The sequence below is a fragment of the Achromobacter sp. UBA5777 genome (assembly GCF_002418565.1).
Lineage (GTDB): Bacteria > Pseudomonadota > Gammaproteobacteria > Burkholderiales > Burkholderiaceae_B > Achromobacter > Achromobacter animicus.
Map to the genome: position 1 here is coordinate 1 of NZ_DIEJ01000187.1, position 7665 is coordinate 7665.

The 7665-nt window shown below is 65.6% G+C and carries 9 protein-coding genes and 1 pseudogene; 8 read left to right on the forward strand and 2 right to left on the reverse strand.

The annotated features are described in order from the left end of the window. The 8 genes and pseudogenes from B3446_RS14625 to B3446_RS14660 all read left to right on the forward strand — a co-directional run. A pseudogene (locus B3446_RS14625) lies at positions 1-278 on the forward strand (hypothetical protein); the annotation flags it as partial. Between the two features lie 157 nt (positions 279-435). Then, the gene (locus B3446_RS14630) at positions 436-1116 is read left to right on the forward strand and encodes an RraA family protein (RefSeq protein ID WP_291382885.1); all 681 of its coding nucleotides are present in this window, start codon (positions 436-438) and stop codon (positions 1114-1116) included. Then, complete coding sequence (locus B3446_RS14635; protein WP_291382887.1) at positions 1113-2315, forward strand: aminotransferase class I/II-fold pyridoxal phosphate-dependent enzyme; 1203 nt, start codon at positions 1113-1115, stop codon at positions 2313-2315. The genes B3446_RS14630 and B3446_RS14635 overlap by 4 nt, the downstream gene beginning before the upstream one ends. A gap of 74 nt (positions 2316-2389) precedes the next feature. Further along, the gene (locus B3446_RS14640) at positions 2390-3211 is read left to right on the forward strand and encodes an ABC transporter substrate-binding protein (RefSeq protein WP_291382889.1); all 822 of its coding nucleotides are present in this window, start codon (positions 2390-2392) and stop codon (positions 3209-3211) included. Between the two features lie 123 nt (positions 3212-3334). Further along, a complete protein-coding gene (locus B3446_RS14645) occupies positions 3335-4024 on the forward strand; it encodes an amino acid ABC transporter permease (RefSeq protein ID WP_056560585.1) in 690 nt (229 codons plus the stop codon). After that, positions 4017-4706, forward strand: a complete 690-nt coding sequence (locus B3446_RS14650) for an amino acid ABC transporter permease (protein ID WP_191579488.1) — start codon at positions 4017-4019, stop codon at positions 4704-4706. The genes B3446_RS14645 and B3446_RS14650 overlap by 8 nt, the downstream gene beginning before the upstream one ends. A gap of 12 nt (positions 4707-4718) precedes the next feature. Then, positions 4719-5453 carry an amino acid ABC transporter ATP-binding protein gene (locus tag B3446_RS14655; RefSeq protein WP_291382891.1) on the forward strand — a complete coding sequence of 245 codons (735 nt, stop codon included), beginning with the start codon at positions 4719-4721 and terminating at the stop codon, positions 5451-5453. A 25-nt stretch (positions 5454-5478) separates the two neighbouring features. Continuing rightward, the gene (locus tag B3446_RS14660; protein ID WP_370633027.1) at positions 5479-6504 is read left to right on the forward strand and encodes a LysR family transcriptional regulator; all 1026 of its coding nucleotides are present in this window, start codon (positions 5479-5481) and stop codon (positions 6502-6504) included. Here the strand turns inward: B3446_RS14660 and B3446_RS14665 are convergent. Both B3446_RS14665 and B3446_RS14670 read right to left on the reverse strand, forming a co-directional pair. Then, on the reverse strand, positions 6501-6884 hold the full coding sequence (locus B3446_RS14665) for an I78 family peptidase inhibitor (protein ID WP_175121786.1): 384 nt from the start codon (positions 6882-6884) through the stop codon (positions 6501-6503). The genes B3446_RS14660 and B3446_RS14665 overlap by 4 nt on opposite strands. Before the next feature lie 128 nt (positions 6885-7012). Continuing rightward, a partial coding sequence (locus tag B3446_RS14670; protein ID WP_291382894.1) for an OB-fold nucleic acid binding domain-containing protein occupies positions 7013-7665 on the reverse strand: 653 nt, incomplete at its 5' end.

Consider the following 7665-nt stretch of genomic DNA (forward strand, 5'->3'; position numbering starts at 1 on the left):
CGCTGCCGGCTGAACGGCAGACCGCAGCCGTTGCAGGCGGGCGCAAGGAACTGCAGCAGGCCGCCCGGGAGGTCCGGCAGGCCAAGGCGCCGCCGCCGCGCGAGGCGCCGCCGGAAGAACCCATTGAAAACATCGCGGACATGCCGGCGGAAATCGCGCGGCTGCGCCAGTTGCTGGCCAAGCTGACCGATGAACGCGATCAGCTCAAAAAGAAGGTCATGCACCTGACTGTCGCGTTGTCGGAAGCCCGCAGCGGGTCCGGCAGCGGGGATGATTGAGCATCGATGCAGGAATAAGGGATAACCCTTAAACCGCATAATCCACGAAAAAAATTCGTGGATCGCTGGGAATTTATATCGTTTTGAGGAAAGGCTTGCGCGGCTTTGTAATGCAGGTTCGCTTCAACGCTTCCTGCATTCACACCTGACTTTCCTTATGAATCCCATCGGATATCGCATTCTTTCCCGGCCCGAAACGGCCGTCGCCGCCGACGTGCTGGCCGGTTTTGCCAGCATCGGCTCGGCCCAGATCAGCGACTGCATGAATCGCCTGTACGGCGTGTCGGGCCTGCGTCCGCTGCATAACGGCGCGCGCCGCACGGTCGGCGTGGCGCTTACCGTCAAGACCCGTCCGGGCGATAACCTGATGATCCACAAGGCGATTTCGCTGGGCGGCGCGGGCGACGTGATCGTCGTGGACGGCGCGGGCGACACCAGCAACGCGCTGGTGGGCGAACTGATGATGATGGATGCGCAGTCGCGCGGCATCCAAGGCTTTGTGATCGACGGCGCGGTGCGCGATGCGGACGTGTTCGCCCAGGGCGAATTCGGCTGTTTTGCCCGCGACGTGTCGCACAAGGGGCCCTACAAGGACGGCCCGGGCGAGATCAATGTGCCCGTGTCGGTCGGCGGGCAGGTGGTCAACCCCGGCGACGTGGTCGTGGGCGATGCCGACGGCGTGGTGGTGATTCCCGCTGAACACGCCAGCGCCGTGCTGGCGCTGGCTCTGAAGAAGGAAGCCGACGAAGCCGTGGCCAAGGAAAAGCTGCGCGCCGGCACGTACACCAAGCCGTGGCTGGAAAAGACCCTGGCGGAAAAGATGGGAGCGGCCAAATGAGCATCGTTGCCGACCGCATCAAGCGCATTAAGCTGTCGCCCAGCGTCGCCGCGCGCGCCATCATCGCCGAATTGCGCGAGCAGGGCCGCCGCATCATCGACCTGACCATCGGTGAACCGGATTTTTCGACGCCCGAACACATCCGCCAGGCCGCCACGGCGGCCATGAACCGCGGCGAAACCAAGTACCCGCCGGCGCAGGGCACGGTAGCCCTGCGCAAGGCCGCGGCCGTCCATCTGCGGGAAGCGACCGGCGTGGACTACCCGGCATCGCGCGTCATCGTCAGCACCGGCGCCAAACAGGTGATCTTCAACGGCCTGGCCGCGACGCTGAACGATGGCGACGAGGTGCTGATCCCCGCGCCGTTCTGGGTGTCGTATCCGGACATGGTCCTGGTCAACGGCGGCGTGCCGGTGGCCGTGGAAACGTCGCCCGCCACCGATTACAAGGTGACGCCCGAAGCGCTGGAACGCGCCATCACGCCGCGCACCAAGTGGCTGATGATGAATGCCCCCAGCAACCCGACGGGATCGGTCTACAGCGCGGACGAACTGCGTGGTCTGACCGAAGTCCTTGCGCGCCATCCGCACGTCTGGCTGATGACCGACGACATCTACGCGCGCCTGAATTTCACCGGCGAGCCGACGGTGCATCCGCTGCAAGTGGCGCCGGAACTGGCCGCCCGCACGCTGGTCGTCAATGGCGTATCCAAGGCCTATGCCATGACGGGCTGGCGCATCGGTTACGGCGCCGGTCCCGACGAACTGATCAAGGCGATGGCGATCCTGCAGTCGCAAAGCACGTCGGGCGCCTCGTCGGTCAGCCAGGCGGCGGCGCTGGAAGCCCTGACGGGTCCGCAGGACTGCGTCGTGGAGTTCGCCAAGGTGTTCCGCGAGCGCCGCGACCTGGCGATCGCCGAATTGTCCGGCGCGCCGGGGCTGGACATCGTCGTGCCGCAGGGCGCGTTCTATGTCTTTCCGGACTGCTCGGGCCTCTTGGGCAAGAAGACGCCGGCCGGCGACGTGATCGCCAGCGACACCGACTTGACGCACTACCTGCTGCGCGAAGCCGGCGTGGCGGTCATCGACGGCCATGCCTACGGCGCGCCCGGCACGTTCCGGTTGTCGTTTGCCGCGTCGCTGGACGATATCCGGCAGGGATGCGCGGCCATCCGCGAGGCCTGCGCCAAGCTGGCCTGACGGGCCACGCATTCGCATCCATACGGCGTCATCGCCAGTCTGTACACCTAACAACCATTCAAGGGGAATGAACCATGAAGCGTCACACTCTCATCGCCGCCAGCTTGGCCCTGGCATCGCTGGCCGCGGGCGGACTTGCCCACGCCGACCAGCTTGACGACATCAAGGCGCGCGGCGAGCTGGTTTGCGGCACGCTGGGCACGTCGCAGCCGTTCAGCTTCCAGGACGGCGCGACGCGCCAGCTCGTGGGCTATGACGTGGACGTGTGCAAGCTCGTCGCGGACAAGCTGGGCGTCAAGGTCAACTACAAGCTGCTGTCGGTGGCGGCGCGCGTGCCGGAACTGAACGAAGGGCGCGTGGACATTCTGGCGGCCAATCTGGGCTATTCGCCCGACCGCGCGCAGCAGATCGCCTTCAGCCACGCGTATTACGTCAGCCCGCAAAAGCTGATGGTGCGCAAGGATTCGGGTCTGGATTCGATCGAAGCCCTGAACGGCCGCCGCATCGGCGCGACCAAGGGTTCCAGCTCCGAACGCGAGATCAAGCGCATTCTCGACAAGTCGCAGGTCATCGGCTATGGCGACAGCTCGGCCACGTACCTCGCCCTGCAGCAGAAGAAGGTGGACGCGCAGTTCGCGTCCGAACTGGTGCTGGTGCGCCTGGTCCTGCAAAGCCCGCCCACCGCGCCAGTCAGCGTCATCGGCAAGGCCGTGTTCGATGAGCCGTGGGGTCTGGGCGTGCGCAAGTCCGAGCCGCGATTCCTGGAGACGGTGAATCAGGCGCTGGACGAGGCCGAAACCTCGGGCGCGGCGGCCAAGCTGTTCGACAAGTGGTTTGGCCCCGACACCCCCTACAAGCTGGAGCGCGGCTTCAAGATCGGCCCGATCGCCGGCTGAGGGGCCGATCCGAGCGCTGCCGTTCGCCAGATCCCGTCACGGCTTCCCGCGTCTTGCAAGGCGACGCGCGGGAAGCCGTGATGCTTGGCGTTGCGCGCCCGAACGCAGGAGATTGACAGGTTTATGAGCTTTCTAGACGCTTCCCAATACCAGCTGCTGCTCAGCGGCATGGCGGTCACCGTGCAACTATTTCTTGTCGCATGGGTCATGGCGTTTTCCATCGCGGTGACGCTGGTGGTGGTGCGCGCCACCAATCTGGCGCCGTGCCGCTGGCTGGTCGACGCCTATGTGGAATACCACCGCAATGTGCCGCTGCTGGTGCAGGTGCTGTTCTGGTACTTCGGCATGCCCGAGCTGCTGCCCGAAGGTTTCCGGATGTGGCTGTATGCGCACAACGCCGAAATGTCGCTGGCCGCGATCGCGCTGGCGCTGGGGTCGGCCGCCTACATCGCCGAAGACATCCGCAGCGGCCTGCGCGCCATTCCCGGCACCCAGTTCGAGGCCGCCCGCGCACTGGGCGCGAGCTATCTGCAATGCATGCGCTTCGTCATCGTGCCGCAGGCGCTGCGCATCTCCATTCCGCCGCTGGTCGGACGCGCGCTGCTGCTCTTCAAGAACACCAGCGTGGCCATGGCGATCGGCGTGATGGAGCTGACCTACCAGGCGCGGGAGATCGAGAACGAGACCTACCGCACCTTCGCCACCTTCGGCGCGGCGACGATCATGTATCTGCTGGGATCGTTCCTGATCATGGCGCTCGGATCGCGCATCTACGCCCGTTATCGTCTGAACCGCGGAGGCCATGGTGCTTGATCTCCTGATGCAATACTGGCCCACGCTGCTGGTGGGTCAATACCCCAACGGTCCGCTCGGCGGACTGGCGTTGACGCTGATCCTGGCCGCGCTGGGCCTGGCAATGTCCCTGCCGCTGGCGCTCCTGATCGCGCTGGCCCGGGTGAGCCCCTACGGGTGGCTGCGCACGGCCAGCAAGGCGCTGGTCAATGTGGTGCGCGGCATGCCGCTGCTGATGCTGATCTTCTGGGCCTACTTCGTAGTGCCCAAGATCACCGGCCAGGTGGTCAGCGGCTTCTGGACGCTGATCTTTGCCCTGGTGGTATACGAAAGCGCCTACCTGTCCGAGGTCATCCGTTCGGGTATCGAAGCGGTGCCGCGCGGCCAGATCGAGGCCTCGCGCTCGCTGGGCGTGGGCTACTGGACGACGATGCGCAAGGTGGTGCTGCCGCAGGCGCTGTTCAACGTGCTGCCCAGCATGACCAGCCAGTTCGTGTCCACCATCAAGGAAACTTCGCTGGGCTACGTCATCAGCGTCAACGAACTGACGTTTGCCGCCAACCAGGTCAACAACCTGGTGCTGACCCAGCCGCTGCAGGTGTTCGGCATTCTGGCCATCATCTACTTCATCGTGTGCTTCAGCCTGAGCCGCGGCTTGAGCTGGCTGGACCTGCGCATCCGCCGCACGCGGGCCATGGCTTAAAGGAACAAAAACATGATCAACCTCGAGAAAGTGAACAAGTGGTACGGCGAGCATCATGTGCTCAAGGACGTGGACCTGTCGGTGGCGCGCGGCGAGGTGCTGGTGGTGTGCGGACCGTCCGGGTCCGGCAAGTCCACGATGATCCGCACGATCAACCGGCTGGAACCCATCGAGAAGGGCCGCATCCTGATCGACGGCGCGGACATCTACGGCAAGGGCGCCAACCTGAATGCGCTGCGCCAGAAGATCGGCTTCGTGTTCCAGCAGTTCAACCTGTTTCCGCACATGAGCGTGCTGGAAAACGTGATCTTCGCGCCCGTGAACATCCGCAAGCAGCCCCGCAAGGAAGCCGTGGAGCTGGCGCGCAGCCTGCTCGACCGCGTGGGTCTGGCGCACAAGATCGATGCCTATCCGGGATCGTTGTCCGGCGGGCAGCAGCAGCGCGTGGCGATTGCGCGCGCGCTGGCGCTGCAGCCGCCCGTCATGCTGTTCGATGAGCCGACCAGCGCACTCGATCCCGAGATGGTGGGCGAGGTGCTTCAGGTGATGAAGGGCCTGGCCAAGGACGGCATGACGATGGTCTGCGTGACGCACGAAATGGGCTTTGCGCGCGACGTCTGCGACCGCGTGGTGTTCATGGATGCGGGCGAAATCCTGGAGATGGACACGCCCGAGCGCTTTTTCAGCGCGCCGGCGCATCCGCGCGCGCAGCGCTTCCTGGCGGACATCCTGCATCCGCGGGGGTGATCCGCGCCGATCGGCCGCGGTGGTAATGTCTGGGGTTTCCATGCGCTTTTCTTCGACCGCGGCGATGTACACCCTCAAGCAATTGGAGGCCTTTTACTGGAGTTCCGAACTGGGCAGCTTCAGCGCGTCGTCGCGCAAGCTGCACACCACCCAATCGGCCGTGGCCAAAAGGGTGGGGGAACTCGAGGCCTTTGCGGGCGCGCCCCTGTTCGAGCGGCGCGCCAAGAAACTCCTGATGACCCCGCAGGGCCGCAAGCTGTTCGAGCTGGCCAGCCAGATGCTGGAGCTGAACAGCCGCATCGTGCAGAACATGGCCGATCCAGCCAGCTTCGAAGGCGTGGTGCGCCTGGGCGTGACGGAACTGGTGGGCATGACCTGGCTGGCCGGGCTGATCAAGCAGATCAGCCAGCGCTACCCGCGCGTGCAGTTGATGCCCGAGATCGATGGCGGCATCACTCTGTACGAACGGCTGGAGCAGGACGAACTGGATCTGGCGATCATGCCCGGCCCCTTCTGGGGCTACCAGTACGATTGCACGCACCTGGGGGCGGTCACCAATGTCTGGATGGCGAGTCCGGCGCTGGACATCGATGTCGCTGCCGCGTTGACGCCGCAGGATCTGGCGCCGTATCCGGTGATCTCGCAGCCCACCAATTCCGCGCTATCGCATCTGTACGACGCGTGGTTCGCGGAACAGGGAATGCCGGTCAAGCGCGTGCTGACCTGCAACAGCCTGGGCATGATGGCGCAGCTGACAATGCTGGGATTGGGGATCAGTTACCTGCCGGGCGCGTACTTTGCGCCGCTGGTGGCGCGTGGGGCGCTGTGCCAGTTGAATGTGCAGCCGGACCTGCCGACCATCAATTACTACGCGGTGCACAAAAAGAACATCGTCAATCCGGTCGTATCCCGGGTGATCGACATTGCGCGCGAGGAATGCGCGTTCGAGGTGGCGGGGGCCTTCCTGCCCCATGTGCCGCCGGCGGCGCGGCCCATCGAGGCAGGGGAAGGCGACTTGCCGGACGGAAGTCCGGCCGGCCGGCGCGCTTAACCGCAGCGGATCGCCGTCATCACGTCCTTGTCGTCCACGATGAGGTTCAGGCGGGTGTTGTTGTATTCCATGGTGACTAGCTGGCCCGGACGCAGCATGCGCGCGGTGGCGCTGCCGCTGCGCGTGCGCAGGTCTTCCATGACGGACGGCGTGGCTTTCTGACCGATCTGCGATTGCAGCGGGCCGGCGTCGCAGGTCTTGCCGGTGCTGCTGCCGGGCATGGCCGAGGACGAACCGTAGGAAGAGCCGGCGCCGGTGCTCGATGAAGAGGATGCGCTCGAGGAGCTGGAGGCCGGCGCGCTGGACGTACGCGAACCGCCGGTATTGGCGCACGCAGCCAGGCTGGCAACCAGCAGGAAAGGGATCAGCTTGCGGATCATGTAGGACTCCTTACAACGAGCGGACAAAAAGCCATGATAGACCAGCGGCGACGCGCTGTGCTCAAGGCGCGGCGGGCATGTGCAACCGGGCAACAACGGCAGGCGGCTGGCCGGTTGCGCGGATCGCTTCAATGGAAGTCGCGGCTCTGCGACGTCAGCCCGCCCAGGAGGTCGGACATGTCCACCAGCCGCTGCGCGATCAGGTGGCGCACGCCGTCCACGCTCTGCCAGGACCCGAACACCCCCAGCAGGGTGGCGCCCAGCAGCTCGCGGCGCTGGCGTTCGATCAGGTCAGGGCGGACCACCACGTTGACAGGGCCGGTCTCGTCTTCGAGGGTGACGAAGATGACGCCCTTGGAGGTCTGGGGGCGCTGGCGCACGGTGACGATGCCGCAGGCGCGCGCGACCCGCTTGTTGGGATAGTCGTTCAGCACCGAGGCAGGCTGGAAGTTGCGCGCGGCCAGTTGGGGGCGCAGCAGCGACACGGGATGGCTGTGTAGCGTCAGGCCGACGCTGCGGTAGTCGGCGGCGACCGTCTGGCTTTCGGAGGGGGCAGACAGTTGCGGGGCCTGGGTTTCCACGATTTCGGCGTCCCGCAGCAGGTCGCGGCTTTGTACGCTGGCGGCGGCCTCCCAACTGGCCTGGCGCCGGTGGCCGGCCAGGGTGCGCAGCGCATCGCCCGCGGCCAGCGCGTTCAGGTCGTGGCGGTTCAGGCCAGCGCGGCGGGCCAGGTCGGCGGTGTTGGCAAAGGGGGCGTCGGCCCGCGCGGCCTCGATGCGGC

Coding starts and splice junctions, on each gene's coding strand:
- B3446_RS14630 (WP_291382885.1), top strand. CDS start 436: ATGAATCCCATCGGATATCGCATTCTTTCCCGGCCCGAAACGGCCGTC.
- B3446_RS14635 (WP_291382887.1), top strand. CDS start 1,113: ATGAGCATCGTTGCCGACCGCATCAAGCGCATTAAGCTGTCGCCCAGC.
- B3446_RS14640 (WP_291382889.1), top strand. CDS start 2,390: ATGAAGCGTCACACTCTCATCGCCGCCAGCTTGGCCCTGGCATCGCTG.
- B3446_RS14645 (WP_056560585.1), top strand. CDS start 3,335: ATGAGCTTTCTAGACGCTTCCCAATACCAGCTGCTGCTCAGCGGCATG.
- B3446_RS14655 (WP_291382891.1), top strand. CDS start 4,719: ATGATCAACCTCGAGAAAGTGAACAAGTGGTACGGCGAGCATCATGTG.
- B3446_RS14660 (WP_370633027.1), top strand. CDS start 5,479: ATGTCTGGGGTTTCCATGCGCTTTTCTTCGACCGCGGCGATGTACACC.
- B3446_RS14665 (WP_175121786.1), bottom strand. CDS start 6,884: ATGATCCGCAAGCTGATCCCTTTCCTGCTGGTTGCCAGCCTGGCTGCG.